The 25,369-nt window shown below is 69.0% G+C and carries 17 protein-coding genes and 1 pseudogene; 10 read left to right on the top strand and 8 right to left on the bottom strand.

All coding sequences use genetic code 11. The features are described 5' to 3' along the window. The first annotated feature begins 19 nt into the window (after positions 1 to 19). The 6 genes from BLS97_RS22675 to BLS97_RS05290 all read left to right on the top strand — a co-directional run bounded on the left by BLS97_RS22675 (position 20) and on the right by BLS97_RS05290 (position 4,219). Entirely contained in the window at positions 20 to 334 is a 315-nt protein-coding gene (locus BLS97_RS22675) for a hypothetical protein (protein ID WP_157695202.1), read from the top strand. Further along, on the top strand, positions 334 to 1,299 hold the full coding sequence (locus BLS97_RS05270) for an FAD:protein FMN transferase (protein ID WP_090474901.1): 966 nt from the start codon (positions 334 to 336) through the stop codon (positions 1,297 to 1,299). Before BLS97_RS22675 ends, BLS97_RS05270 begins: the two co-directional genes overlap by 1 nt. Next, positions 1,299 to 1,895, top strand: a complete 597-nt coding sequence (locus BLS97_RS05275; protein WP_090481406.1) for a ferric reductase-like transmembrane domain-containing protein — start codon at positions 1,299 to 1,301, stop codon at positions 1,893 to 1,895. Before BLS97_RS05270 ends, BLS97_RS05275 begins: the two co-directional genes overlap by 1 nt. Continuing rightward, a complete protein-coding gene (locus tag BLS97_RS05280) occupies positions 1,892 to 3,175 on the top strand; it encodes an NADH-ubiquinone oxidoreductase-F iron-sulfur binding region domain-containing protein (protein WP_172832220.1) in 1,284 nt (427 codons plus the stop codon). The genes BLS97_RS05275 and BLS97_RS05280 overlap by 4 nt, the downstream gene beginning before the upstream one ends. Beyond that, on the top strand, positions 3,172 to 3,390 hold the full coding sequence (locus BLS97_RS05285; RefSeq protein WP_090474903.1) for a ferredoxin: 219 nt from the start codon (positions 3,172 to 3,174) through the stop codon (positions 3,388 to 3,390). The genes BLS97_RS05280 and BLS97_RS05285 overlap by 4 nt, the downstream gene beginning before the upstream one ends. Before the next feature lie 76 nt (positions 3,391 to 3,466). After that, a complete protein-coding gene (locus tag BLS97_RS05290; RefSeq protein WP_231988370.1) occupies positions 3,467 to 4,219 on the top strand; it encodes a VIT1/CCC1 transporter family protein in 753 nt (250 codons plus the stop codon). 191 nt (positions 4,220 to 4,410) lie between these two features. On the opposite strand, the gene BLS97_RS05295 is transcribed toward BLS97_RS05290, so the two are convergent. Both BLS97_RS05295 and BLS97_RS05300 read right to left on the bottom strand, forming a co-directional pair. Further along, positions 4,411 to 4,872: a MarR family winged helix-turn-helix transcriptional regulator gene (locus BLS97_RS05295; RefSeq protein WP_090474904.1), complete on the bottom strand. Its 462-nt coding sequence runs from the start codon at positions 4,870 to 4,872 to the stop codon at positions 4,411 to 4,413. 63 nt (positions 4,873 to 4,935) lie between these two features. After that, positions 4,936 to 5,385 (bottom strand): hypothetical protein, encoded by a 450-nt coding sequence (locus BLS97_RS05300; RefSeq protein ID WP_090474905.1) that lies wholly within the window; start codon positions 5,383 to 5,385, stop codon positions 4,936 to 4,938. Between the two features lie 112 nt (positions 5,386 to 5,497). Between BLS97_RS05300 and BLS97_RS05305 the strand changes: the two genes are divergently transcribed. The 4 genes from BLS97_RS05305 (at position 5,498) to BLS97_RS05320 (ending at position 11,550) form a co-directional block, all read left to right on the top strand. After that, positions 5,498 to 6,406, top strand: coding sequence for an alpha/beta fold hydrolase (locus tag BLS97_RS05305; RefSeq protein WP_090474906.1), 909 nt, complete (start codon positions 5,498 to 5,500; stop codon positions 6,404 to 6,406). Between the two features lie 29 nt (positions 6,407 to 6,435). Further along, positions 6,436 to 6,876, top strand: a complete 441-nt coding sequence (locus tag BLS97_RS05310) for a hypothetical protein (RefSeq protein WP_090474907.1) — start codon at positions 6,436 to 6,438, stop codon at positions 6,874 to 6,876. Between the two features lie 95 nt (positions 6,877 to 6,971). Next, positions 6,972 to 8,369 (top strand): NAD-dependent malic enzyme, encoded by a 1,398-nt coding sequence (locus tag BLS97_RS05315; protein ID WP_090474908.1) that lies wholly within the window; start codon positions 6,972 to 6,974, stop codon positions 8,367 to 8,369. A gap of 94 nt (positions 8,370 to 8,463) precedes the next feature. Then, a complete protein-coding gene (locus BLS97_RS05320) occupies positions 8,464 to 11,550 on the top strand; it encodes a hypothetical protein (protein ID WP_090474909.1) in 3,087 nt (1,028 codons plus the stop codon). 12 nt (positions 11,551 to 11,562) lie between these two features. Here BLS97_RS05320 and BLS97_RS05325 read toward each other — a convergent pair whose 3' ends face one another. From BLS97_RS05325 to BLS97_RS05350, 6 genes and pseudogenes are all read right to left on the bottom strand, one after another. Beyond that, complete coding sequence (locus BLS97_RS05325; protein ID WP_231988372.1) at positions 11,563 to 13,815, bottom strand: heavy metal translocating P-type ATPase; 2,253 nt, start codon at positions 13,813 to 13,815, stop codon at positions 11,563 to 11,565. Continuing rightward, positions 13,812 to 14,036, bottom strand: a complete 225-nt coding sequence (locus tag BLS97_RS05330) for a heavy-metal-associated domain-containing protein (RefSeq protein WP_090474910.1) — start codon at positions 14,034 to 14,036, stop codon at positions 13,812 to 13,814. The genes BLS97_RS05325 and BLS97_RS05330 overlap by 4 nt, the downstream gene beginning before the upstream one ends. Positions 14,037 to 14,212: 176 nt before the next feature. Further along, positions 14,213 to 21,577: a DUF7507 domain-containing protein gene (locus BLS97_RS05335; RefSeq protein WP_172832221.1), complete on the bottom strand. Its 7,365-nt coding sequence runs from the start codon at positions 21,575 to 21,577 to the stop codon at positions 14,213 to 14,215. Positions 21,578 to 22,483: 906 nt separating this feature from the next. Further along, the gene (locus BLS97_RS05340; RefSeq protein ID WP_090474912.1) at positions 22,484 to 23,356 is read right to left on the bottom strand and encodes an SDR family oxidoreductase; all 873 of its coding nucleotides are present in this window, start codon (positions 23,354 to 23,356) and stop codon (positions 22,484 to 22,486) included. Between the two features lie 95 nt (positions 23,357 to 23,451). Beyond that, entirely contained in the window at positions 23,452 to 23,805 is a 354-nt protein-coding gene (locus BLS97_RS05345) for a hypothetical protein (protein WP_090474913.1), read from the bottom strand. A 105-nt stretch (positions 23,806 to 23,910) separates the two neighbouring features. Next, positions 23,911 to 25,348, bottom strand: a pseudogene (locus BLS97_RS05350) (MFS transporter). Positions 25,349 to 25,369 lie beyond the last annotated feature (21 nt).

The following is a 25,369-nucleotide window of genomic DNA, read 5'->3' on the forward strand; positions in this document are numbered from 1 at the left end:
CTCCAAGGAGGCCTTCGTCATGGAACTATCCGACCGGATCCGAACCGGCCAGCGGCTGCGTCGCCGGGTCAGGCTGCTGACGGCCGGGGTGGCCGGCGTGGCCGGCGCGGCGACCGTGGCGACCACGATCGCCCTGGCCTCACCAGCCGCGGCCGCGACGCCGGCGGCGACGACCGGCGTCACCACGAACTCCACCGTTGCCACCACCGCAGCCGCCGCCAGCACGTCGTCCGGCACGACGACATCCAGCAGCACGACGAGCACGACTCTGAGCAGCACCGCCGCTCCGACCACCACCTCCGCCGCGGCCAGCGCCTCGTCGGGAGGTTCCTGATGAACCCCACCAGCGGTCGCGTGGATTTCGAGATCTGGTCCACGACAGCCACTCTCGTCGTCACCGATCCGGCCGCACTGGGCGCCGCACGAGCCGAACTCGACGACGAGCTGGGCCACACCGAAGTGGCCTGCAGCCGGTTCCGGGCCGACTCCGAGATCAACGCCCTGCTCCGCTCCCCCGGCCGTCGGGTGTCCCTGTCACCGACCCTGAACGACGCGATGGCGGCCGCACTCCGGATCGCCTCCGCGACCTCGTACCTCGTCGACCCGACCGTCGCGGCCGCCGTCATCGCCCTGGGCTACGACCGGGACATCGCCCTGCTCGGCGACATCGCCGGGCTCTCCGATCTGGTCGACCGGGGCATCGGCGAGGCCACGGCAACCGCCCGGCCGGCCCCGGGGGCCTGGCGGGTCGAACACGATCACGAAGCCGCCACGGTCACCGTCCCGGCCGGGGTGGGACTCGATCTGGGTGCCACCGCGAAGGCATTCGCCGCCGATCGGGCGGCGGTTCGGATCCACTCCCGCCTCGGATGCGGGGTGCTGGTGAGTCTGGGCGGCGACATCTCCGTCGCCGGGCCGGCTCCGGACGGCGGCTGGAGCATCGCCATCGCCGACGACCACCGCACGGCCGAGGCCGATCCGCAGACGACCGTCGCGATCAGCAGCGGCGGCCTGGCCACGTCGTCGATCACCGCCCGCCGGTGGCGCACGCCGGTCGGTGTGCGGCACCACCTGGTCGATCCACGCACCGGAGAGAATCCGGCTCCGCTGTGGCGCAGTGCGTCGGTCGCGGCCGGCAGCGCGGTGGACGCCAACGCCGGCGCCACCGCGGCGATCATCCTCGGCGACCAGGCGCCCGTCTGGCTGGCCGAGCGTCGCCTCCCGTCCCGGCTGGTCCGCATCGACGGCTCGGTCGTGGCCGTGGCCGGATGGCCGGCCGATCAGCAGCGAGCGGCGTGATGAGCACCCAGATCCTCTGGTACGCCAGCCGGGCCACCGGCGCCGTCTCCCTGGTGCTGTTCAGTGCCGTCATGGTGCTCGGCATACTCACCGCCGGACGAAAGGGCTCGTCGTTTCTGCCCCGCGCCGCCGTGCTGCGCCTGCACCGGTCCCTGACCATCACGTCAATGGCCTTCCTCGCGATCCACATCGTCACGGCGATCAGCGACGGCTACGTCAGCCTTTCCTTCCTGGACGCGATCCTGCCGTTCCGCTCGGCGTGGGAACCGATGTGGATCGGGCTCGGCACAGTGGCCGTCGATCTGATGCTGGCCGTCGGGATCACCAGCGCTCTCCGACGCCGTCTCTCCCCGTCGGCGTGGAAGGCCGTGCATCTGAGCTCGTACGCCATGTGGCCGATTGCCGTCCTGCACGGCTTCGGCACGTCCGGCGGCGACGGTACGTCGCCCTGGATGATCATCCTCGACATTGTCTGCATCGCCGGCGTTCTCGGCGCCCTCGCAGTGAGGCTGCGGCCCGACCGGCACCCGGACAGCGTGGCCCGCCAGGCCGCGACGACCGCCCATCCCCGCGAATCGATCGGAGCCGGCCGTTGAGCACCGCCCTGCATCCTCCGACCACCGTCAGCACGGCTCGTCTGCTGCCGACCCGGCCGGCCGTGCATCTGGCCGACCACGAAGCTCGGCTCGGGCCCCTTCCGCTGGCCGTCGCGCCCCGGTTGGCCGACCTGATCACCGCGGCCGGCCTGCTCGGCCGCGGCGGCGGTGGTTTCCCGACCGGGCGCAAGTTCCGCGCGGTGGCGCAGGCCTCGTCGGCGCGGCGACCGGCGGTGGTCATCGCCAACTGCTGTGAAGGTGATCCGACGTCGTCGAAAGACGCTGTGCTGCTGACGACTTCACCCCATCTGGTGATCGACGGAGCCGTGTTGGCCGCGGCCGCGGTCGGCGCCGACCGGGTGATCCTGGCCGTTCATGAGGGGGCCGGAACCACCACCGGGCTGCGGCGGGCCCTGTCCGAACGCGGGCCGGGGGCCGCCGGCATCGCCATCGCGGGCGTCCCGGCGCGGTTCGTCGCATCCGAGTCCACCGCGCTGGTCCGGTATCTCAATTCCGGTGACGCCCGCCCGGGCGGGCGTCTGACCGCGATCTGGGAGTCGGGGGTGGACGGCCGACCGACCCTGGTCGACAACGCGGAGACGCTCGCGCAGGTCGCCCTGATCGCCCGGTTCGGCCCGGACTGGTTCACCTCGGTCGGCACCCCCGACGAGCCCGGCACCACGCTGGTGACGGTGGCCGGGGCGGTATCTCGGCCCGGCGTGGTCGAGATCGCCGGTGGCACCGCACTTCGGACGATCCTGGCCGCTGTCGGCTACCACCCGGCCACCGACCCGTCCTGGGCGTTGGTCGGCGGCCTGGCCGGTCGTTGGATCGACCTCACCCGTGGCGCCGACATCGGTTTCAGCGCCGCGGAACTCGCGGCGGCCGGAGGGGTGAAGGGGGTGGCCTCGATCGTCGTCCTGCCGCCCCACGGGTGCGTGCTCCGCGAGACGGCGCGGATCCTGGACCACCTGGCCGCGGCCGGTGCCCGGCAGTGCGGCCCGTGCATGTTCGGTCTGCCGGCCATTGCCGCTGACATGGCCGGGCTGGTGGCCGGCGACCGGACCGCTCTGGGACGCCTCCGCCACCGCCTGCCGGTGATCAACGGGCGCGGTGCGTGCGGGCACCCGGACGGCGCGGTGGCCCTGGCGGCCAGCGCGCTACAGGTGATGACCGGCCCCGAAGCGGTCCATCTCGACGGTCATCTGCGGCTGGCCCGCTGCCTCGCCGGGCCCCCGATGGTCCCGCTCGGCGGATCGATCGACGGAGGACGAGCGTGAGCACCAAGGATCTCCGGCTGTTGGTCGACCCGATCGGCTGCCGCGCCCACGGACTCTGCGCCGACGAGTTGCCCGAGGCCATCGAACTGGACGAATGGGGCTACCCGATTCTGCCCAGTGGGCCGATTCCGCCGGATCTGCTGCGTCGCGCCCGAGCCGCGGCGAACGCCTGCCCGGTTCTGGCTCTGCGGCTGATGACGCCGGTACGGCGCTAGCCGGTCCCGTCTCCCAACGGTCAGGCAAGGCTTGCATTGCTGGCGCGACCTGCCCGGACTCACCTACGGTTGAAGCGTGAGCAAGACCGGAAACACCACGCCCACCACCGCCGAGGTGGACCACGGGCACGCTGACGAACCGCATGCGGGCGGGCTGTCGTCGCGGCTCAACTGGCTCCGGGCCGGCGTGCTCGGCGCGAACGACGGGATCGTCTCCACCGCGGGCCTGGTGATCGGCGTGGCCGCCGCGACCACGGCGAAAGGCCCGATCCTGACCGCCGGGGTGGCCGGCCTCATCGCCGGCGCGGTGTCGATGGCCCTCGGCGAGTACGTGTCGGTGAGCACCCAGCGGGACACCGAGCGGGCGCTGCTGGAAAAGGAACGCCGGGAGCTGGCCGAGAGCCCGGAGGCGGAGCTGGCCGAGCTGACCGCCATGTACGAGGCGAAGGGCCTGAGCCCGTCGACCGCCCAGCTGGTGGCCCGCGAGCTCACCGCCCATGACGCCTTCGCCGCCCACGTCGACGTCGAACTGAACATCGACCCCGACGAGCTGACCAACCCCTGGCAGGCGGCGTTCGCTTCGGCGGTGTCGTTCAGCATCGGGGCTCTGCTCCCGCTGCTGGCCATCCTGTTACCCCCGCCCGGCGCCCGGATCCCGGTGACGTTCGCCGCGGTACTGGTCGCGCTCGCCCTGACCGGGACCATCAGTGCCCGGCTGGGCGGCTCAGCTCGATTCCGGGCGGTGATGCGCATCCTGGTCGGCGGAGCGCTGGCCATGATCGTGACCTTCGGGATCGGGCAACTGGTGGGTCACGTCGGCGGAATCTGATCGGCTTCGCGAGGCGGCCGACACCCTTCGTTGTTCGACCCGGCGGTCCCTGATGCGGGCGATCAACCCGAGACTGCAGAAGAATGCCAGCAGAATCGCCCCACCGATGTACATCAGCAGGGTGCCGATGCTGAAACCGCCTCCGTCGTCGGCGGCGGCGAGCGCGACACGCGCGAGATCATTCACTTCATTCATCGGTCCTGCTCCGAATCGATAGCGTGGGTACGGGAAATGAACCCGGTCAATGTGGTGTGCAGTTCTCGGAGATCGGCCACCTTCATCCCCAACCGTTGCACCACGGCTTCGGGAATCCGCTCGGCGTCGGACCGCAGGGCGACGCCGGCGGGCGTGAGCGACACCGACAGCAGCCGCTCGTCGGCCGTGTCGCGTGCCCGCACCAACAGCCCCTGGGCCTCGAGGCGCTTCAGCAGCGGGGAGAGCGTCCCCGGATCGAGCTGCAACCGGCCGCTCAGATCCTTGACCGAGAGCGGCGCACGCTGCCACAGGGCCAGCATCACGAGGTACTGCGGGTGGGTCAGGCCCATCGGTTCCAGCAGCGGTTTGTAGAGCGCCACCACGCTTCGGGCCGCGACCACCAAGGCGAAGCACACCTGCTGCTCCAGGGCCAGGGGGTCGGTCTCAGGCGAACTCATACCGCAGAGCCTACCAATGATTGGTGCACCATGCATTGGGGCGTGCATCACTGGGACGGCGGATCAGGCCGCCCGGTAGTGATGCTCCAACAGCTGGATCCATCCGGTGCGTGACCTCGACTCGACGACGAAGACGATCACGCCGGACGCACCGATCGGGGTGTAGGAATACCGGAATCGGCTGATCGGGGCGAGCGACTCGAACACCACGGCCTGGTCCGACCGCCCCCCGGCCGAGGTGAGATGCCCGACCGACCGATCACCATCGGAACTGAACGACCAGTACTGCAGGCCGTGGGTCTCATCCGGTCCGAACACCGTCAATTCGTCGAACTCGCTCGAGACGTATTCCCAATGGGTGTCCATCTGAACGTATCGGCCATCCAGAATGCGCCTGAATCGGCGGCGGCACAGATAGGGCCCGACCGGACTCTCGCCCTCAGCGACCCACGGCCCGAGCAAAGGATCGAGCAGACGCAGCGGATCCGATCCGGTCGCGTCGTTGCTCGCCATCGGCCGATCATCGCCCCCTGGTCGGAACGTTTCAAGATCGTGCGGCCATCCGTGGGCGACTTCCGCCCCAGTGGGCGTACGCGGGTGATGAACCGGGTCCTACCCTGTCCGGATGAGCGTCGACATTGTTTCCGCCAACGGCATCGACCTGGCCTACGAGACGTTCGGCGACCCAGCGGATGTCCCGGTGTTGCTGATCATGGGCCTTTCCACGCAGATGCTCGCCTGGCGCACCGGGTTCTGTCAGGCCCTGGCCGAGCGCGGGCACTTCGTCATCCGGTTCGACAATCGCGACGTCGGGTTCTCCACCCACTTCGGCGCGGCCGGCCCGGGCAAGCCGATCGGTTCCTTCCTGGGGCTGTCCCGGCCGGCCTACCGACTGACCGACATGGGCCGGGATGCCGCCGGACTGATCGAGGCGCTCGGGCTGCCCGGCGCCCACGTGGTCGGGGTGTCGATGGGCGGCATGATCGCGCAGAACCTCGTCCTGCTCCGTCCCGACCTGGTACGCAGCCTGACCTCGCTGTCCTCGACCACCGGGGCCCTGCCCGTCGGCAAACCTCACCCCGAGGTGCTCTGGCTGATGATGCGGGCCAAACCGGCGGCCGACCGCGAGGGTGCCATCGCCGCCAGCACCGCCATGTATTCCAAGATCCGTTCGCCCGGGTTCCCGTCCGAGATCGAGGCCGTCCGCGACCTGTCCGGCCAGTCCTACGACCGATGCTACGACCCCGCCGGCGGCACCCGTCAGTTCGCCGCCATCCTGGCCGCCCCGGACAGAACCGCGGCGCTGCAACGGGTCGCCGTACCGACCACGGTGATCCACGGCAACGCAGATCCCCTGATCAACCTCAGTGGCGGCCGCGCGACGGCCGCCGCCATCAAGGGTTCTCGGTTCGTGGTGATCGACGGCATGGGCCACGACATCCCCACCCCCGCCTGGTCGCGGCTGATCGACGAGATCTCGGCCACCGTCGTCCTGGGCGAGCGAGCGGCCGCCCGGCCGGTGCGCCCGGTTTGACCGATGGGGGGTCCGGGTAGTGTCGGGACATGTCTCTTGCCGCGAAACTCCGCCGCGCCCCGCTCCGGCTCGCCGCGGGCGCCTACATCCTCAACTCCGGTCTGGGCAAGCTCAAGGGCGACAAGGAGACCGCGGCCGGCGCCCACGGGATGGCGGTCGGTGCGTATCCGGTCCTGGCCAAGGTCCCCGACACCGTGTTCCTCAAGGGCCTCGCCGTCAGCGAGATCGCGCTCGGCGCAGCGTTGCTGTTCCCGCTGGTCCCGGCCGGCCTGGCCGGGCTGGCGCTCACCGGTTTCGCCGGCAGCCTGCTCGGTATGTACGCCCGCACCCCGGCGTTGCACGACAGCAAGTTCCGCCCCAGCCAGGGCGGCGTCCCGTTCGCCAAGGACATCTGGATGGCCGGCATCGGCGTCGGACTCGTCATCGACGCCGCGCTGTCCGAGTCGCCGGTGACCAAGACCGAGGACTGACCCCCCGCTCCCGGTGAGCCGCCGGTGAACCCGACCGGGCCACAGCCTTAGACTGCTGGCCCGTCCTTTCACCGGTCACCGTTCGGAGCATGACAATGGCGTCAACCAGTCCCGGATATTCCGTCACCCTGCGCGTCGAGATGCCGCCGTCGGTCGGCGCCACCTCCCAGCTCACCGCGGCCGTCGCTTCGGCCGGCGGCTCGCTCACCGCGTTGGACGTGGTCGAATCGCATCCCGGCCGCATCGTCGTCGACGTCACCTGTGACGCCACCGACGTCGAGCATTCCGAGCGCATCACCCAGGCCGTTGGCGGCCTGCCCGGGGTCGAGGTGCGGAAGGTCAGCGACCGGACCTTCCTGATCCATCTCGGCGGCAAGCTCGAGGTCAACCCGACCGTCTCGCTGAAGAACCGCGACGACCTCTCCCGCGCCTACACCCCCGGTGTGGCCCGCGTCTGCATGGCGATCGCGGAGAACAAGGCGGACGCGCGCCGCCTGACCATCAAACGCAACACGGTCGCCATCGTCACCGACGGCTCCGCCGTCCTCGGCCTGGGCAACATCGGCCCGGAGGCGGCGATGCCCGTCATGGAGGGAAAGGCGGCCCTGTTCAAGCGGTTCGCCGGCGTCGACGCGTGGCCGGTGTGCCTGGACACCCAGGACGTGGACGAGATCGTCCGCACGGTGCAGATCATCGCCCCGACCTACGGCGGGATCAACCTGGAGGACATCTCGGCGCCCCGTTGCTTCGAGGTGGAGGCCCGGTTGCGCGAACTGCTGGACATCCCGGTCTTCCACGACGACCAGCACGGCACCGCCGTGGTGGTCCTGGCCGCACTGACCAACGCGCTGCGGGTGGTCGACAAGAATCTGGCCGACCTGCGGATCGTGGTGGCCGGGGTCGGTGCCGCCGGGCACGCCATCATCCGGCTGCTGATGGCCCAGGGCGCCACCGACATCGTCGGCTGCGACCGCAAGGGTGCGGTCTACGCCGGCCGGGCCACCGGCGACGAGTTCCGGAAGTGGATCGCCGACAACACGAACCCGCGCGGCCTTACCGGCACCCTGCAGGAGGTCCTGGTCGGGGCCGACGTGTTCATCGGGGTGTCCGCCCCGAACCTGCTCACGGGTGACGACATCGCCACGATGGCCCCTCGCGCCTGTGTGTTCGCGTTGGCCAACCCTGATCCGGAGGTGGACCCGGTACAGGCCGGGCTGCACGCCGCGATCGTGGCCACCGGCCGGTCGGACTTCCCGAACCAGATCAACAACGTGCTCGCCTTCCCGGGCTACTTCCGCGGCATGCTCGACGCCGGCGCCCACGAGATCACCCAGGCGACCCTGCTGGCCGCGGCCAACGCCATCGCGAACGCCGTGGCACCGGAGGAACTCAACGAGAGTTACATCGTGCCCAGTGTTTTCGACCCGAAGGTGGCACCGGCGGTCGCGGCTGCGGTGCGTGAGGCGGCCACGTCGAGCTCGTCCCGGAGGTAGCGACCCCGCCTTGCCCCAAGGGGAAACCCGCGTGTCCCGTTCGGGCGCCCGGCGAACCCTCGGAGCCGGGCGGCGCATCGGGCAGGCTGGATGCATGCCGTACGCGCCGCAGGAGCGGGCCGATCGGCCGCCGGCGCCGTCCGGCCGGCCGGCACCGGCGCGCGCCCGGCCGGATCCGCACCAGTTGATCCAACTGCAACGGCAGGCCGGCAACCGGGCCACCGTCGCGCGGGTCCAGCAGGCCCAGGCGACAGTGCAGCGGGACGGGCCCGGCGGCCCACCCGGCCCGACCCCGCCTGGCCCGACCACTCCGGGCACGGCGGCGGCCGGGCTGGACCAGACATCGGCGGCGGCCCTGATCACCGCCGGGCTGGTGTTGGACGACGGCGACCGCGGCCTGCTGGTCCAGGGGTTCCCGCAAGGGTTCACCGTCGGCCCGCCTCAGCCGGTGATCCTCGGGATGCAGTTCGGGACCCGATTGGACGGCTTCCGCACCAACGCTTTTCGTCTCACCACGGTCGCACCGGCGGTGGGACAGGGGGTGGAGGCATGGATCTTCCAGCCCGGCAAGGGCCGCGCCATCCTGGTGTCGTCGATCGGCGGGGGGAGCGTCCTGATGGACGCCGGGGCCGGCCAGACGAGCAGCATCACCGCACCGTCGGTTCTCAAGCTGGCCAACGCGATCGGCGCCGTGGCGACCGGGGTGACCGGCGTCCCCGAGCGGATCATCCTGTCCCACGCCGACACGGACCACTACAACGCGGCCCGGGCCCTGATGACGAACGCCGGATTCGCCGCGACCACGATCCAGGTCGCGATGGAACAGGTGCGAGGCGCAGGGGCCGGGGCATGGAGCACGATGTCCTTGACCGCCCAGCCGACCCAACGCGTGCTGGAGATCAACGTCACCGGCGGCGGTGGATCGGTACACGTGAACCGGATCGTCATCGGCAACATGGAGCTGACCGAGTATCGGTCGGTGGCGGCCCACCAGAACCTGATGGACGCGAGCCGGACCACCTACAACCGCAACCACACGAGCCCGGTGACCGTCGTCCGGGACCTGGTCAACGGGCAGCGGATGCTCTTCACCGCGGACGCCAACGGCCGGCAGTTCGACGAGATCGTCAATGCCGTCGGTGATTCCGGGCTGCGGCTCATCCTCGGGTCGGAGGGCCACAACCTGAAGTTGATGGAGGCGCCGCATCACTTCGGCGAACAGAGCGGACCCGATGCCCGCGGCATGATCAACATGCTGCAGCTGGCCTACGAGTCGGGCAACGGGGACCTCCGGCTGGTCGGGCAGACCACCACCAACTTCGCCGCCAAGCCGTCGTCGACGTACAACTTCCTGGACACGGCCGGGGTGTCCCCGGAGAAGATCGAAGGTGACCCGTCCCCGGCCGGTCAGGCCCAGGCCGTGCGGGCCCGCGGGTCCGCGCTGGCCCGCGTCACCGTCGATATGCAAGGGGCGCAGACGGCCATCAGTGCGTTGCAGGCCAACGACACCCCGCTCCGGGACGCCTACCGCAAACTGGCCGCCATCTCCAACATGCTCAGCGAGACGGCCGCCCTCCGGGCCTCCCTGAGCGGCGGCGACGCACCGGCCGCCATGCTGAGTTCACTCACCGCCACCGAGACCGACCTGCAGAACCGGCAGACGCAGCTGCGCACCGCCACCGACACCATTTGGAACGAGATGCGCACCGCCGAGGCGGGCGTCGGCGGCGTCCGCACCAGCGCCGACATGACCCAGGTGACGGCGGCCCTCCAACAATTGGCGGCGACCCTGCCCGAACACGACACGCAGCTCACCCAGGCCGCGAACGACCTGGTGGCTCACGGTCAGGGCCTGAGCCTGTACTCCCGGCTGTCGTACAACTCGGTCCGCATCATCCAGGCGATGCAGGCCGACAACGTGGAAGAACTGTTCAAGGCCCGCGCCGAGACGAACGACCTATGGCGCGCCGCCAAAGGCGTGCTCGGTACCGCGGTGGTTCACGAGCACGTCAAGTCGGCCTGGGCGGCGACCCAGGCCGAGTGGACGCCGGAGAAGTTCGAGGCTCGCACCGCCGAGATGTCGGCCATGGTCGCCCAACGTGAGATGAGCGCCGAGTTCCGCACCGTGCTGTCGGAGACGCTGGCCCGTCAGATCGAGCTGAACGAGGTGGTGGCCCGGGCCGAGACCAGCGGCCGGGCCATCTACGCACCCGGTGGGCAGATCGTCACGCCGACCTCGACCCGGGTGGGGGCGGCCGGGCTGGCGGCGATCGAGGTGGTCCGGATCGGGTTGGACTGCATCTCCCAGTACCGCGCCGGCGCCGCGGCCGCCGAGGCCAGGCGGGCCCGAAGCGCCCGGACCGGAATGGCGGCCATGAACTGGTGGCTGCGACTGGGTATCACGCCGCAGATCGCGCTGGCCAAGATGAGCAGCTGGGACAACACCGAGGCGAACATCGTCTTCGACGGCGACCAGGCCACCGCGATGAAGGCCGCCCTGAGCGAGCAGGAGATACCGGGCGTCCCGGATTTCACCGCGGCCGTGGTCACCGGTGTCCCGGGCGACGACCTTCGTCATCTGGTGCACCGGGCGGTGGCCGAACTGTCCAACCTGCAGGACTGGACCCGATTCGTCACCGGGTACCCGGCCGGTCCGCTGCTGGAGAACTTCGGCATCAACTGGGGCGTCCGGCTCTGGTCGCGCGAGGACAAGAAGTACGGATACATCGACGTCGACGGCCTGTCCCCCGGCCTCGGCCTGGAACTGACCCGACTGTACGAGCAACTGAAGAAGGGTCAGCAGGTGACGTTCGACGATCAGGCCGCGGCAGCCGGGGCGAACGGGGTGAAGAGTGTGAAGGACACCGCCTGGTTCTTCGGGGCGGACCGGCGGGTGGACGTGTACACGGCCGGCGGATCGCCGCGAAGGATCGATTTCGACGACGACAAACCGCGATTCCTCAAGGAGGAGGAGACGTCGTACCCGGTCCGCCTCGACGGCCCGCTGATCAAGGTCAAGGCGGTCGACGTGCCGACCTACGAACGGCTCTCGTCGTACTACTGGGTGCACCAGGAGGGCGAAGTGGCCGACGAGGGCGGCAATCACCCGAACCTCGTCGTCACTCCGAACGTCGAGGGCTACGCCTACGTCCGGCCCGGTCAGCTGATCGACGCGGACTGATCCCGCACCGGGTCACCTGCTGATGACCGACCGGAACGACCGCAGCCGCAGGCTGTTTCCGACGACGAACACGCTGGACAGGGCCATGGCCGCACCGGCCAGCATGGGGTTGAGCAGGCCGAAGGCAGCCAGCGGGATGGCGGCCACGTTGTAGGCGAAGGCCCAGAACAGGTTGATCTTGATGGTTCGGAGGGTGCGGCGGGAGAGCCGGATGGCGTCGACCGCGGCCCGCAGGTCGCCGCGGACCAGCGTGATGTCGGCCGCCTCGATGGCCACGTCGCTGCCGGTACCCATGGCCAGCCCGAGATCGGCCTGGGCCAGGGCCGCCGCGTCGTTGACTCCGTCTCCGATCATCGCGACCACCCGGCCCTGCTCCTGCAGGCGACGTACCGCGTCAACCTTGCCACCGGGAAGGACGCCGGAGACAACGGAGTTGATGCCGACCTCGGCGCCCACCTGTTCGGCCACCGCCTGGTGGTCGCCGGTCAGCAGGATAGGTTCCAGTCCAAGGGCTTTCAGTTCGGAGATGGCTCGGACGCTGGTGGGTTTGACGGCGTCGGCGACCACGAGCACGCCGTGGGCGCGACCGTCCCATCCCACCGCGATGGCGGTGAGCCCCTGCTGGCGTGCGCTCGCCAGGGCGGCCACCAGCGGCTCGGTCAGCGGCTGCGCCCGGTCGGCCAGCAGACTCTCCCGGCCGACCAGCACGGCGTGCCCGTCGACAATGCCCCGCGCGCCCCGGCCCTCGACGTTCTGGAACGACTCGACGGTCGGGAGGGAGCCCAGCTCCTGTCGGGCGGCGCGGGCCACGGCCTGGGCGATCGGGTGTTCCGAGGCGTCCTCGAGAGCGCCGGCCAGGCGAAGGACGTCGGCCCGCTCGGCCCCGTCGACGAGGACGTCGAGCAGGGTCATCCGGCCGGTCGTGACGGTGCCCGTCTTGTCCAGCACCACGGTGTCGACCCGGCGGGTGGATTCCAGCACCTCCGGGCCTTTGATCAGCACGCCGAGCTGCGCGCCCCGGCCGGTGCCGACCAACAGCGCCGTCGGGGTGGCCAGTCCGAGCGCGCAGGGGCAGGCGATGATCAGCACGGCGACGGCCGCGGTGAACGCAGCCGCGACGGTGGCGCCGGCGGCGATCCAGGCGATGAGGACAACCACCGCGATGCCGATGACGATCGGGACGAAGACCCCGGCGATCCGGTCGGCCAGCCGCTGCACCTGGGCCTTGCCCGACTGTGCGTCCTGTACCAGTTGGGCCATCCGGGCCAACTGGGTCTGGGCGCCGACCCGGGCGGCCCGCACCACGAGACGACCGCCGACGTTGACCGTTGCCCCGACCACCGGGTCGCCCTCGACCACCTCGACCGGAACCGACTCACCGGTCAGCAGGCTGGCGTCCACCGCGGACCGACCGGACGTGACAATGCCGTCGGTGGCGATCTTCTCGCCCGGCCGGACGACGAATTCGTCGCCGACGACCAGCCACGAGCTGGGGACCCGAACCTCGGCGCCGTCCCGCAGCAAGGCGACGTCCTTGGCGCCGAGCTGGAGCAGCGCCCGCAGTGCGGCCCCGGCCCGCCGCTTGGAGCGCTGCTCGAAGTACCGGCCCAACAGCACGAACAGGGTGACCCCGGCCGCGACCTCCAGATACAGGTTGCCGGTGCCGTCCGACCGCATGACGGTCAGCTCGAAGTGCTCCTTCATACCGGGCTCGCCGGCGGTACCGAAGACCAGCGCGTACAGCGACCACAGGAAGGCGGCGCCGGTGCCGACCGAGATCAGGGTGTCCATGGTCGCCGCACCGTGGCGCAGGTTGACCCATGTGGCGTGGTGGAACGGCCAGGCCGAGAAGACGATGACGGGGGTGGCCAGGGCCAGGGTGACCCACTGCCAGTAGGTGAACTGCAGGGCCGGGATCATCGACAGGGCGATCACCGGCAACGAAAGAGCGAAGGCCACCAGCAGGCGCCACCGCAGCACCCGGAGAGCCGGATCGGCCTCGTCGGATTCTGCCTCCGGGGCAGGAACGGTGGCCGAGTAGCCGGTCTTCTCGACCACAGCGATCAGGTCGCCGACCTCGACGCCGGCCGCGGCCAGGACCGAAGCCTTCTCGGTCGCGTAGTTGACCGAGGCGAGTACCCCGTCGAGCTTGTTGAGCTTCTTCTCGATTCGCATCGCGCAGGACGCGCAGGTCATCCCGCTGATGTCCAGATCGATGTGTTGCCGGACGGTCTCCGCGTCGGCGGCGTCGGTGCTGGTGCTCACGGCAGTCGTACCGCCTGGTAACCGGCCTCGTCGACGGCGGCCAGTACGGCGCGCTCATCCAGGTCGTCCCGTCCGGTCACGACCAGGATCCCGTCGGTGAACGCCACCTCGGCCGATTCCACCCCGTCGACCTGGGCCAGCTCACCCTTGACGGCTGCCTCGCAGTGACCGCAGGTCATCCCGGTCACCTGGTACCTGGTCGTCTGGTTGCTGCTCGACATCGCGTGGCCTCCTGTTCCGTGCGGATACCCGTGGGGGGTACTCGAACTCACGGTATACCCCTAAGGGGTATGGGGCAACGCCGGGATGCGACCACACCCCGTCGACGCTCAGCGGTGAGGCGAGCCCGTGGTCACGGACTCGCCTCACCGCTCGTTCTGACTGTGCTTCCGGCGGACTAACTGACCTTGCGCCGTCGACCGATGATCAATGCCATCGCTCCGAGCAGGAGGAATGCAGCAGCCCAGAGGATCTCGGTCAGCAACGGAACGCCCGTGTAGGCCAGGGGCGGGTTCGCCGGCTGCGCGAGAACCCGGGCCTCGGACCGGACGGACACGATCGGAGTGCTCCCCGGCGGGGTGCCGCCTGCGGTTGCCGTGTTGGTCAGGGTTCCGGCGGCCAGATCAGCGGCAGTGGTCAGATAGGTTGCGGTGCAGGTGATCTTGGCCGCCGGCGCCAGGGACGCCGTTCCGCTCGGACAGCTGATCGCCGACAGTGTGCCGGTTCCCGAGAACGCTCCCTCGTCCACGGTGACGTGGGTGAGGGTGACGTTCCCGGTGTTGGTGACCAGGAAGCTGTAGGTGATCTGTTGGCCGACCCGACTCACCGTGGTGGTGTCGGCGGTCTTGACCACCGTGATCGATGGGGCAGCACCGGCGGTGACCTTCGCCGAAGACGGCTCGGACGTTGTCGGCTTCGGATGCGGGTCGCCGGGCGTCACCGGCGGCGTGCCGTGTGACGTCGCAGTGTTGGTGAGCTTCCCGGCGTCGATGTCGGCCTGTGTCGCCGTGTACGTCGCGGTGCAGACCTCCGAAGCGCCCGGCGCCAATGTTGAGCTCGGGCAGCTCGGCACGGGCGCAGTGCCCGTGCCCGAGAACGCGGTCTCGGTGACGCCGACCTGGTGCAGGGTCACATTTCCGGTGTTCGTCACCTTGAATGAGTAGGTGACCTTGTCGCCGGCCACGGTGACGGTCGTCGGGGTCGCCGACTTGACCACTGTGATCGCCGGTACGGGTTCGGCGGTCACCACGGCCTTGGACGGGTTGGAATCTGTCGGTGTCGGGCTCGGGTCATCGGACGTTGGCGGCTGGGTGCCGTGTGCGGTCGCCGTGTTGGTGATCACCCCGGCGTCCACATCGGCCTGCGTGACGGTGTACGGAGCCGTGCAGATCTCGGTGGCGGCCGGGGCCAAGGTCGCGGCCGGGCAGGTGATCACCGGGGGGTTCCCGGTCCCGGAGAACGCGGTCTCGGTAATCCCGACCGTGCGCAGAGTGACGTTGCCGGTATTGGTCACCCTGAAGCGGTAAGTGACCTTCTCACCGGCTGCAGCCACCACCGTCGGCGTGACCGACTTGACCAGGGTGATGGCCGGCGCCGGGGGCTGGGGCACGGTGACGGTCGACGGCGGCGAGATCGGCGCCGAGCACGACTGGTCGGCGGCCTCCGCCGCGCGGGCCGCGGCGGTCCGCTTCCCCGCCGGTACCTGCACCAGGCAGGGCGGCGTCCCGGTGGAAGTGGCAGTGTTGGTGATCTTTCCGGCATCAACATCCGCTTGGGTCACGACATACGTTGCGGTGCAGGTGATCGCATGTCCGGGCGCCAACGACGCCGCGCCGGCCGGGCAGTTCGGCGCTGACATGGAGCCGGTCCCGCTGAAGGCGCCCTCGTTCACCGTCACATCCGTCAAGGTGACATTGCCGGTGTTGGTGACCAAGAAGCTGTAGGTCACCGTCTGGCCGACGGTGATGGCTTTCTGCGCCGCTGGGTCAGCCGACTTCACGACGGCGATGCCTGGTGTCGACGGAGCCGTCACCAGCGCGGACGAGCTGTTCGAGTCGGTTGGAGTGTCCGATCCGGGCGAAGACGCGTGGGCGGTCGCGAGGTTCTCGATGAACCCGGCGTCGACGTCGGCTTGGGTGGCGACGTATCCCGCCGTGCACGTCAGAGATTCTCCGGGCGCGAGGGCACCCTGCGGGCACACCACCACCAGGGGTGTTCCGGTGCCCGAGAACGAGTCCTCGGAGACCGCCACCTTGTCCATGGTCACGTTGCCGGTGTTGGTGACCAGGAATGAATAGGTGACCTTCTGGCCGGCCTTGGCAATGGTGACCGGATCGGCCGACTTCTTCAAGGTGATGGCCGGGGTGGGCGGTGCGGTCACCACGGCGGTGGAGGGTCCGGAATCAGTCGGTTGAGGGTTCGGGTCGGTCGGTGTGACCGGCCCCGTGCCGTGGGCGACGGCGGTGTTGGTGATGACACCGGCGTCCACGTCGGCCTGCGTCGTCGTGTAGACGGCGGTGCAGGTCACCGAGTCACCCGGCGCCAAAACCGAGGGGTTGCACGTCGGAGCGGGGAGTGTGCCGGTACCGGAGAACAGTGCCTTTGTTTCGGAGACGCCCACGGCGTGCAACGTGACGTTGCCGGTGTTGGTGACCAGATACGAGTAGGTAACCGTATCGCCGGCGTGCGCCACCACTACCGGGTCGGCCGACTTGACGATGGTGAGCGCGGGGGCCGGCGGAACCGCCAGGATCGCATCCGCGGGTGGGGACACCGGCGGCTCGGTGGTGCCGGGCGGAGTGCCGGTGGCGGTCGCGGTATTGGTCACCGATCCGGCGTCGGCGTCCGCCTGGGTCAGCGTGTACGGAGCGGTGCAGGTCACCGACGCGCCGGGTAGCAGGGAGTCCGCCGCGGGCGGGCAGGTGATCACCAAAGGCGTGCCCGTTCCGGAGAACTTCTGTTCCGTGACGGTGGCGTTCGCCAGCGTCACATTGCCGGTGTTGGTGATCAGGAACGAGTACAGAACCGTGTCACCGGCTTTGCCGACCGTGGTCGGGTTGACCGTCTTGTCAAGGGTGATCGCCGGCGCCGGCGGTGCCGGCACGACCACGGTCGACGGCGGTGACACCGGGGGCGGCCCACTCGGCGGCGTGCCGGTTGACGTGGCCGTGTTGCTGATCGTGCCGGTGTCGACATCCGCCTGGGTCACCACGTAGCTTGCGGTGCAGGTCATCTGAGCGCCCGGGGCCAGGGTCACGCCGGTCGGGCACACTGGCACGGGAACGACACCGGTGCCGCTGAATGCCGTTTCGGTCACCGACGGGTCGGTCAGCGTGACGTTGCCGGTGTTGGTCACGACGTACGAGTAGGTGACCGTCTGGCCCAACACGATGGCGTTCATCGCAGCGGTGTCAGCAGATTTCACGACGCTGATCGCCGCCTTCAACGGAATGTTGACAATCGCGCTGGACGGCGGCGACACCGGGGCCGGCCCGGCCGGGGGTGTCCCGGTGGCGGTCGCGGTATTGGTCACCATTCCGGCATCGACATCCGCCTGGGTCACCACGTACGGGGCGGTGCAGGTCACCGAGGCTCCGGGGGCCAACGAGCTCGCCGCCGGTGGGCACGTGATCACCGGCGGGGTGCCCGTCCCGGAGAATGCGGTGTCGACCACGGCCGCGTCGGTCAGCGTGACGTTGCCGGTATTGGTCACCAGGAAGGAGTAGGTGACCGTTTGACCGGCCTTGTCGACCGTCGTCGGGTTGGCCGTCTTTACGAGGTCGATCTTCGGGACCTGCACGATCGTGCTGGTGGCGCATCCGCCGGTGGTGGCGCAGACGCCGCCGGGACCGTCGGGCACAACCTTGTTGGTCAGCAACTTGTCGCCGGTATCGGCGGCATCGACCTTCACCTGGTAGGTGACGGTGACGCTCGATCCGGCGGCGGGCGACACGGCCAACGGACCGGTCCAGGACACCACGCCACCGGTCACGCTCACGGTACCGGCCGAGGCGGTCGCCGATCCGGCGACGTAGGCGCCGTCGTCACTCACGCCCGTCAGAGTGTCGGTGAACGACGCGGCCCCGGCCCCGCTGGCCGGATACTCGACCGCGCCGGTGTTGACGACCTTCACCGTGTAGGTGACGACGCCGCCCTGCAGCACCGTGGCTGCCGAAGCCGCCTTCGCCACCGTGTAGGACGCCACGCTGGTGGTCACCGAGCAGGCCGGATCCGTCGAATTCAACGGACAGTTCGAGGAATTCGGGGGCGTCTCCACCGTGTTGGTGAGCACCTTGTTACCGGTGTCTGGGTTGTTCACCTTCACCGAATACGTGATGGTCGCACTCTGCCCAGGCATGATCGACGGGGCCGACCACTTCAACGTGTTGCCGGTGACCACGGCCGTACCGAAACTGGCCGAAACATCGCCCTGATACTGGGCGTCATCCAGGACGGCCGACAAGTCGTCGGTAAGGGACGGGGCCAGGAACGGCGCCGCACTCGTGGTCGGCTCGGTGACCTTGATCGTGTAGGTGATGATCTGGCCCACCGACACCGCGGTACCGACGTTGGCCGTCTTCACCACATGGAACGGATCCGGAACGACAATTCCGGCCACGTCGGTCGCGGTCAGTGTGGGCCCGGTCGGCGGAGTGATCGTCGACGTCGCCGTGTTCACCGTCGTGCCCACCGCGGCCGTGCCGGAACAACTGATCGTCGTGGAGGCGCCGGCCGCCAAGGAGGCAATCGTCGTGTCACACCCCGGAACCAGCGGATCCGACACCGGAATGTTGGTCAGGGTGCCGGTGCCCTTGTTCGTGACCACGATCTTGTAGGGGACCGAATCACCGACCGCGTGCTGCTGGAAGTCGGCGACCGAGTTCGCGTCGTGGTAGTCCGACCCGGCAGCCGTCGGATCGCTCGCCGGGTTGCCTCCCTTGGCCAGCACGTACTTCTTGAGGTCCAACGCGTAGCAGTCACCGATTGTGGTGGTGGCCGACGAGAGCATGGGCAAGGCGGTGTGCCCGGCGAGTGAACTGGCCGAGTTCACCAACACCTGTCCCGGCTTGTTGTCGGAGGCCGTCGGAGCGGTGCAGCTGGAGCCGGCCGGAGTGGAGAATGCGATCCGAATCGTCTGCGTGGCACCAGGTGCCAGGTCACCACCGATCACCCGGATCGCGGTCGGATGGGCAACCGGGGTCGTCGACCAGTGCACGGTGTTTCCGGAGATGCTCCCGGGCGTCCCGCCGTTGGAGGTGGCTCGCGGGTCGCTCGACAACGAGGAGATGGGATCACTCGTGTAGTAGACCGTTCCGCCGGTCGGCGGCGTCACACCCGTGATCGAATAGCCACCATCGGCATTCGTTCCACGGCCATCCAACTTGCTCGGCAGAATGTCGATCGTGTCGGTGAACGGATTGTCGACCGGGTCCTGTGAATTGATCACCAGATCCCAGGCGGAACTGTCTCCGTAGAACGACAACACGTTGGCCTCGACGGACTTGCCAAGGACCGTGGCTCCGCCGCTGGGGACCGTCACGCTGGCGGTCGCCTGCCTGACCGCGGCCGGCCGGCTGTCCCCCGGGACGTCGATCTGTGCGGTGTTGGTGAGCACGGTGCCCGGGGCGATTGCGCTGTTCGCGGCGGTCTGCGCCTGATAGGTGATGGGCTGCGGGGTGTTTGCCGCGACGTTGGTGAAAGTCCAGGTCAGCGTCTGCTGACCGCCCGATGTCGTCACGGTCGGCGTGGGTGCGCCCGAGCCGGCAACGTACGTCATGCCGGCCGGCAGGGTGTCGGTGACGGTGAAGGTCTGGTTCGGCGGGCTCTGAACGGCGAGATCAGCTTCGGCGGTGAGGTTGTAACTGACCGGCACGCCGGGCGTGGCCGTCGTGCTCGGGGTCGTCTTGGTGATGACGCCCGTCGGCCCCTGGATCCGCATGGCGTCGCGCTGGCCGTTGGTGTTCGGGCCGTAGGTGCTCCCGGGAATGACGGCCAGGACTGCCGGTGACGTGCTGATGTTGATGTAGTTGTTGAGGGTCGGGTAGCCCGGGAACACGGTGGCGGTGTTGAAAGGCGCGTTGAAGGCGCCCACGGTCCACGATTCCGCCCCGATCGGCGCGGTGGGCGGAACGTAGCCCCACACTCTCAGCATGTGGTGGGTCTGCTGGTCCACTGCGGGGTTCCAGGTCATCTTCACCGCGGTGACTCCGGCCGGAAGATTCACCAGGCACTGATCGTCGGAGTACACCACGTTGATCAGCGGCTGGGTCGCGCAGCCAGCGGGAAAGGGGGCCGCGATCCAGGGGCTGCCGGCCACACCGACCGGCTCACCGCAGGTCTCGGTCTTCGTGTTGATCGCATCGGTGCGATACCAGATGTGTGCCGTCGTGATTCTCGAATAGGAGGCGCCGTCTGCGGCGAGAGTGTCCACGTAACGCGGGGTGAAGGCAGCCGGGTTCTGCACCATGCTGCACGAACCGGCCATGTCGGCACCGCCCGCCCCGGTGTAGGTGGACCACGTCACGCTGTCGGCCGAACTGACCAGCGGGAGTTGCAGAGGGCTCACGGGGGTGCCCGGGTTGGTCGAGGTCCCTGCCCCCGGCACGGGCAGGGTCAGGTTCTGGGCCGTTCCCGGAGCGGCCCAGAGGTTCGCATCCCAGGGCGAGCGACCGGTGGTCGGCCCGCCTTGCCAGCTGATGGCAAAGGCACCCGGCAGGACAACTGTTGTGCCTGTGACGTCGTTGCCGGTGTTCGTCTCGGCCTGGGTGACACCGTCGGCAAAGGTGAACGGGCTGGGTGTCGCACTGAAGGTGACGCCGGTACTGGCCGTGATCGGGGTGCTGTAGCTGAAGGTGAGCTTGCCCGCGGCCACGAAGTTCGTCGTGGACGGGATCGCGTTGCCCAGGCTGTCGACGGTCGGCACGTGCTGGAGGGAGTAGTCCAGACCGCTCAGAGTGACCGTGTAGTGCGTGCCGCTGCCGCTGATGGAGCAGGTCGGCACATTCGTTCGGTTGGCGAAAGTCGATGCGGAGTAGGGAATTCCAGTGGCCTGCGCCGTGTTGTCGACCGGTGCGCAACCCTCCCATTGGAGGCCGGTGAGTTGGCCCGACACCGAAACGGCGATGTCGACGGTGAATGTGTAGGTCGCCGGGCCCGCCACGCTGCCCGCCGTCATCGCGACGCCGTAATCAACGATGACCGTCGACCGGTTTCCGCCACTGCGGCTCGGAGCGTTGGCGCCTTGGTAGTTCTGGTTCGGTGCGCTGAGCACCAGGTCCATGCCGTGCGTACCGGTGATCGGGAGCGCCGGAGTACTCGCGGGCGCGGTCGGCGCCACAGCGGAGTCCGATGTCGCGGTGCCCGAGACGGAGAGTTTGGACCCCGCCGCTCCCGTCGCCTTGACCGGCGCCTGAATGACGGACGCCGTCCCTTCCGTGATCGTGCCGACGTTGCACAGCAGCTGAGTGCCGTTGGCGCTGATCGCCGACAGCGGCACCACTCCCTTGGTCTTGCACACGGCCGGGATGCTCACGAAGACCCCATTGGTGGCCGTCAAGGTGGCGCGGACATTGGAGACCGGGTCATTCGCGAAGGGGTCGCTGACATCGTTGGTGCTCAGGTGGAATTCGGCCGTTCGGGTGACGCCGTACGGAGCGTCGGTCGGGGCCGGAGCGTCAGCCCAGTTCGCGGTCAACTCGTGCTTGGCCACCGTGGCCGCTGAGGCGACCGTCGTGCCGGCGAACACCGCCACCAATGCGATCACGATGACCAGAACCGCCGAATTTCGCCACCGCCGGGAGCCCCGGACCAGCGGGTTCGGCTTCCTGACGGTCCGAAGACCTCTCGACCTGGTCGAGGCGGGCACGGGTGACACCGGGCGACGAAACATGCTGCTGCTCCAAGACTCTAGGTTCGACGACGCACAACGGCCTCGGAGGAGCCGAGGGATGACCACACACAGTGTTTACGCGATAAGGCACGACAAAGATAGATAGCTTCCCATCTGTTCACATGCCAGATCTCGCGAAGGAGCGGCTACCTCGCGTGAGGAGCAGTGCATCAATCACGGACTCCCGAAGCCGCAGCACGTTCTGGTCGGGCACGCAAGCGCTCCTCGGCTTGAATTTCTGAGCCGCAGCGCTATCCGAAAGTAGCCAACACCGCGACCCGAGCACGTCAGGTTCATCCGTTTGGGACGTGATTGGGTCGCGATCAGGGTGATGCACCGGCTCCGTCAGAGGTCCTTGCGGTCGGACGCGGAGACCCACGGCCTCCTGGGAGGACCTAGCTCGTGGCTCACTGCCCCCGCCAAGCCGCAGGGATCTAGCGGCCGCACAGGGAAGACCTCGATCGCACTTTCGAATGAAGGAGAACGAAGACAGAGCAAAGGCAGAAACGCGTGCTTCCGCCGCCTGATTTCATGGGTGGCGGGCATCTGCCTCGTATCGTGCAATGGAGCGGCCAACGGAATACTGGGACCGACCAACCCACGACGGCGCCCCAACCCATTCATGATGGAGACCGCGGGCATGGTTCCCGGGCCGGACAGCAGCGATGCTATGGCAACCGATGCGGTATGGCGAGTTGGGTGAGATGTTGAAATGCCGCAGTGCCTGAAGCGGACGCAGAGATTGGGCCTGGTGGCGTAGGCCCAAATCGGTGTGCCGTACTACTGCAGTCGGAAATGGTCCGCGTAGTCGCGGCAGAATTGCGCGATGTCCCGCGGCGGTCGGCCGGTGACCTCGTTGACCGCTGTGGACACGAAGGCCGCCTCACCGCGGCTGTAGTGGGCGTAGTCCTCCAGTGTTCCTTGGATCTGCCAGGCCGGCAGGATGCCGTCCAGTGCCGCACCGAACTGCTCCGGGGGTGCGTCGGCGAAGGTGACGGTGTGGCCCAGCGCCTCACTCATGGCCACGGCGATCTCCTCGTGGGTGATGGCCGCCGGTCCGGTCAGGGTGTACGTGGCGCCTTGGTGTCCGTCTTCGGTCAGGGCGGCGGCGGCGACGGCGGCGATGTCCCGGACGTCGATGGCGCTGATGGCGGAGCTGCCGATCGGTGCGAAGAACATCCCGTTCTGGGCGATGAGCCCGGCGAAGGCCAGGAATCCCTGGAAGAACAGGTTGGGCCGCAGGAACGTGTAACCGATGCCGAGGTTGCGGATGTGCTCCTCCACGGCCGCGTGGTAACGGAGGAATCGGACCGGTGAGGTCGATTCGGACCCCAGTTGGGACAGCACGACCAGCGTCTCGACGCCGGCCGCTGCGGCCCGGTCGGCGAACTGCACCTGCTGCTCCTGAGCCCGTTCCGACGACGGCGTGACCAGGTAGGCGCGCCGCACGCCGTGTAGTGCTGCGGACAGGGTTCTCGGGTCGTCGAAATCGGCGATGACGGCGTCCACCGCGGCGGGGAAGACCCCGGCCACCGGCGGCCGGCGGACCATGACCCGGACGGGATGACCGGCGGCAGTGAGGTTCTCGACAATGGCGGAACCGGTGCTTCCGGTGGCGCCGGTGATCAGGATGGGGCTGTTGGTGTGGTTCATCAGAATTCTCCTCTGGAATCAGAAATACGGGATGGTGAGCTATTGATCAGTGCGACGGGGAAACCGATCCGGGGGGCCCGGTTCCGGTACCGAAGTCAGACCTTCTTGACGCGCATCCGGATCAGCACGATGGCGGTCAGCGCAGCGATGAGGACGACGAAGACCGGGCTCATGTCCTTGGACAGGCTCTTCGCGCCGTCCGGCCGGACCAGCCAGATCACCAGGGGTGTCGCGTAGGCGGCCCCCAGGGCGATGGTCCAGCTCCGCACCGCCCGGAGCCGGGCGTCCCGCAGCACCCCGAGCAGGACGATCACGACCGGAATGACGGCCAGCATGGCGAACTGGCCGATCACCAGCACCGGGATGGACCACAGCGAGATGAGGAAGCGTCGCGGGCGAGCGGGGATGGAACCGCTGACGGCAGCGGTGGAGGTCGAGGTGGTGGTCATGGTGATTCTCCGTTCGGGAAGGGGTGGTGCGGACAGGAAGCACGAGCGATGGTGCGGGGGACGTGGTCGGCTGAGATCGGCGAGTACGGCGGATGTCGGCGGATGTCAGCGGCGACCCCCGACGGAGAGGAAGGCGACGAGGGCAGCGATACCGGCCACGGCTGCGGCGACGAGAAAAGCCGCCGAGTAGCCACTGTTCAGCGCCGACAGTGCACTCTGGGTCGAAGCGGTCGACTGGGTGCGGGAATTCGCCAGAGTGGCCAGCGCGGCCAGTCCGACTGCGCCACCGATCTCCTGGGTGGTGTTGATCAACCCACCGGCCACCCCGGCATCACGGGCCGGTACACCGGTGACGGCGACGCTGGTCACCGGTACGAAGGCTGCGCCGAGACCGATCCCGACCACCAGTGAGGGCCCGAGGATGTCGATCAGGTAGCTGCCGTTGGTCGGCGCCTGGGCGAACCACACCAGCCCTGCGGCGACGCCCAGCAGGCCGGCGGTCAGCACCGCCCGAGCCGAGAACCGGGCGATCAGTGGAGCGGCCGACCCGGCGGCGAGGATCAGCGCCGCGGCGAGGGGCAATTGCGACAGTCCGGCGGTGATCGGCCCATAGCCGAGGACGATCTGCTCGTAGAGGGAGAAGAAGTAGAACAGTCCGAGCATGGCGATCCCCATCAGGAACATCACCGCGTTGCCGCCGGCAACGGTGCGCAGCCTCAGCAGCCGCAGCGGGATCAGTGGGTGGGCGCCGGAGCGCTGCAGACGGACGAAGACGGCCAGCAGGAGGAATCCCGCGAGCAGCGAGCCAACGGTGAGCGGCGAGCCCCATCCCCAGGTGGTGGCCTGGCTCAGACCGACCACCACCGCAACCAGACCTGCGGTGGCGGTGGCGGCTCCAGGGAGATCGAAGTGCGCAACCGTCAGCCGGCCGGAGCGCTCTGCGCGGCTCTCGGAGACGGTGCGACGGACCAGTGCGATGACGGCGACCCCGACCGGGACGTTGATCAGGAACACCGAACGCCAGCCCAGGCTGCCGGTCAGCAGGCCGCCGAGCAGGACACCGGCGGCGACCGCCCCCCAGATGCTCAGCGCCCTTCGTGCGTTCCCGGCCCGCCCTGAATGTGCTCGTCACCAGGGACAAGGCAGCCGGAGCCACTAGCGCAGCACCCATGCCCTGGAGTGCCCTGGCCCCGATCAACGCGGCGCCTCCCGGAGCGAACCCGGCGGCCAGCGACGCAGCGGAGAACAATCCGATGCCCGCGGTGAAGACCAGTCGCCGTCCCAGCAGGTCCGCCACCCGCCCACCGAGCGGCAGCCATGCGCCGAAGGCGACGACGTACGCGGTGATGACCCAGGCCAACCGGCCGCCGCCCAACTTCAGGCCGTTCCCGATGTCCGGGAGCGCGATGTTCACGATCGACGCGTCCAGCACCACCATGAACTCGGCCGTGGCCAGCACGGCGAGTGCCTTCCACCGGCGTGGGTCTGGTGGTGCGGCCCGGTCGACTTCCAGGAGCTGGGGGGCGGGTGCTGTCGTGGTCATGTCGGGATCCGTTCTGCTGGA

It is taken from the genome of Nakamurella panacisegetis, assembly GCF_900104535.1.
GTDB classification, from domain to species: Bacteria; Actinomycetota; Actinomycetes; order Mycobacteriales; family Nakamurellaceae; genus Nakamurella; species Nakamurella panacisegetis.

Coding starts and splice junctions, on each gene's coding strand:
- BLS97_RS05300 (WP_090474905.1), bottom strand. CDS start 5,385: ATGGCGAGCAACGACGCGACCGGATCGGATCCGCTGCGTCTGCTCGAT.
- BLS97_RS05275 (WP_090481406.1), top strand. CDS start 1,299: ATGAGCACCCAGATCCTCTGGTACGCCAGCCGGGCCACCGGCGCCGTC.
- BLS97_RS05305 (WP_090474906.1), top strand. CDS start 5,498: ATGAGCGTCGACATTGTTTCCGCCAACGGCATCGACCTGGCCTACGAG.
- BLS97_RS05310 (WP_090474907.1), top strand. CDS start 6,436: ATGTCTCTTGCCGCGAAACTCCGCCGCGCCCCGCTCCGGCTCGCCGCG.
- BLS97_RS05320 (WP_090474909.1), top strand. CDS start 8,464: ATGCCGTACGCGCCGCAGGAGCGGGCCGATCGGCCGCCGGCGCCGTCC.
- BLS97_RS05340 (WP_090474912.1), bottom strand. CDS start 23,356: ATGAACCACACCAACAGCCCCATCCTGATCACCGGCGCCACCGGAAGC.
- BLS97_RS05270 (WP_090474901.1), top strand. CDS start 334: ATGAACCCCACCAGCGGTCGCGTGGATTTCGAGATCTGGTCCACGACA.
- BLS97_RS05315 (WP_090474908.1), top strand. CDS start 6,972: ATGGCGTCAACCAGTCCCGGATATTCCGTCACCCTGCGCGTCGAGATG.
- BLS97_RS22675 (WP_157695202.1), top strand. CDS start 20: ATGGAACTATCCGACCGGATCCGAACCGGCCAGCGGCTGCGTCGCCGG.
- BLS97_RS05345 (WP_090474913.1), bottom strand. CDS start 23,805: ATGACCACCACCTCGACCTCCACCGCTGCCGTCAGCGGTTCCATCCCC.
- BLS97_RS05330 (WP_090474910.1), bottom strand. CDS start 14,036: ATGTCGAGCAGCAACCAGACGACCAGGTACCAGGTGACCGGGATGACC.
- BLS97_RS05295 (WP_090474904.1), bottom strand. CDS start 4,872: ATGAGTTCGCCTGAGACCGACCCCCTGGCCCTGGAGCAGCAGGTGTGC.